At 68.7% G+C, this 2,221-nt stretch carries 2 protein-coding genes; both read left to right on the top strand.

Going from position 1 to position 2,221, the window contains the following annotated elements; genetic code table 11:
* Nucleotides 1-1,333 (top strand): nucleoside-diphosphate sugar epimerase/dehydratase (locus VF665_RS17960; RefSeq protein WP_331054828.1); only part of this gene is annotated, 1,333 nt, incomplete at its 5' end.
* Nucleotides 1,334-1,435: 102 nt separating this feature from the next.
* The coding region (locus VF665_RS17955; protein ID WP_331054827.1) for a nucleotide sugar dehydrogenase at nt 1,436-2,221 on the top strand (786 nt) is incomplete at its 3' end.

Here is a 2,221-nt window from a genome sequence, read left to right as displayed (position 1 = left end):
CGGCATGCGCATGCACGGCGTTCCCGTCATCGGCGCCACGTCCAACCTGTCGGAGATCATCGCGCAGCGGCAGATCGAACTGGTGGTCATCGCCATCCCCTCGGCCACGCGCGAGCAGATGCGGCGCATCGTGCAGCCGTGCATGGACTCGGGCGTGGAGTTCAAGATCGTGCCCTCCATGCGCGAGGTGCTGGACGGGCGCGCCCGGCTGAGCGAACTGCGCGCCGTGCAGGTGGAAGACCTGCTGGGGCGTGAAACCGTCGCGCTGGAAATGCAGGGCGTGCGCGAGGACCTGGAAGCGCGCGTGGTGATGGTGACCGGCGGCGCCGGGTCCATCGGCTCCGAACTGGCGCGGCAGGTGGCCGGGCGCCAGCCGGCACGGCTCGTGGTGGTAGACCAGGCCGAAACGCCCCTGTACTACGTGACCATGGAACTGGAAGCCGCCTTTCCCGGGGTGGAGGTGGTTCCCGTGGTGGCCGACATCGCCAACGAGGCGCGCATGCTGTCGGTGTTCCGGCAGCACCGCCCCGACACGGTGTTCCACGCCGCGGCGTACAAGCACGTCCCCATGATGGAGGACAACGCCGTCGAGGCGGTGCGCAACAACACGCTGGGCACGCTGTGCGTGGCCCAGTTGGCGGCGCAGTTCGGCGCCCGCAAGTTCGTGCTGATTTCCACCGACAAGGCGGTGCACCCGTCCAGCGTCATGGGCGCCACCAAGCGCCTGGCGGAGCAGGTGGTGCTGGGGTGGCCCACGCTGCGCAAGTCCAGCACGGACTTTCGCGCCGTGCGCTTCGGCAACGTGCTGGGCTCCGACGGCAGCGTGCTGCCGCTCTTTCGCCGCCAGCTGGCGGCGGGCAAGCCGCTCACCGTCACGCACCCGGACGTGACCCGGTACTTCATGACGATCCCCGAGGCGGTGCAGCTGGTGCTGCAGGCCTCGGCCCTGCCGGACGCCGCCCGCCGCATCTGCATGCTGGACATGGGGGAGCCGGTGCGGATCGTGGAGTTGGCCGAAAACCTGATCCGCCTTTCGGGGCTGGAGCCGTACCGGGACGTCCCCATTCTGTTTACCGGCCTTCGCCCCGGCGAAAAGCTGCACGAGGAACTGATGTCGGACCTGGAAAGCACCATTCCCACGGCGCTGGCCAAGATCCGCATCGTCCGCACCGCCGACCCCGACCCGGAGGCGCTGGTTTCCGGGCTGGACCGCATGGGTGCGGCGGTGGAGGTGGGAAGCGTGGAAGACTGCCTCGCGGGGATCTGCGCGCTGGTGCCGGAGAGCGTGGCGCCGCTGCGCGAACGCGGGCTGCGGGCGGCCTTCGTGGCCTGATCCGGTCCTCGTTGGCGGCAAGTTGTTGTAGATTATCTGTTTACGCGCGGGCCGCACTGGCAGTGCCGGCCCGCGTACTCGTACCTGCAGCATGTGGATCGTATGCCGAACACTGATCTCCTCGCGCGTGTGGGACGGCGCGAAGCCGTCGTTGGCGTCATCGGGCTGGGGTACGTGGGACTCCCGCTGGCCGTGGAAGTGGCGCGCAGCGGGTTCCGCACGCTGGGCTTCGACGTTTCGGAGCGGCTGGTGGACGCCATCAACGCCGGGCACAGCCACGTGCAGGACGTGTCGTCGGAGGTGGTGGGCGCCTTCGTGGGCGAAGGGCTCTTTTCGGCCACCACCGACATGGCGCGGCTGGGCGAGTGCGACGCCGTGTGCATCTGCGTCCCCACGCCGCTCAACAAGATCAAGGATCCGGACCTGTCGTTCGTGGTGAGCGCCTCCGAGGCCATTGCCCGGACGCTGCGCCCCGGGCAGCTCGTCATTCTGGAAAGCACCACGTTTCCGGGCACCACGCGTGATGTGGTGATGCCCATTCTGGAAGAAGGCGGGCTGCGGGTGGGCGAGGACGTGTTCCTGTGCTTCAGCCCCGAGCGGGTGGACCCGGGCAACCCGGTGTGGCACACCCGCAACACCCCCAAGGTCATCGGCGGCGTGAGCCCCCTGTGCCTGGAGAGCGGCAGGGCGCTGTACGGCACGGTGTTCGACGCGCTGGTCCCCGTGGAGAGCGCCGAGGCGGCGGAACTGGTGAAGGTGTACGAGAACACCTTCCGCATGATCAACATCGCCCTGGCCAACGAGCTGGCGCAGGCGTGCGACCGGCTGAACGTGGACGTGTGGGAGGTGATCGAGGCGGCGGCCACCAAGCCGTTCGGCTTCATGAAG

Source organism: Longimicrobium sp. (assembly GCF_036387355.1).
Lineage (GTDB): Bacteria > Gemmatimonadota > Gemmatimonadetes > Longimicrobiales > Longimicrobiaceae > Longimicrobium.
This window is presented reverse-complemented; position numbering and strand designations above follow the sequence as displayed.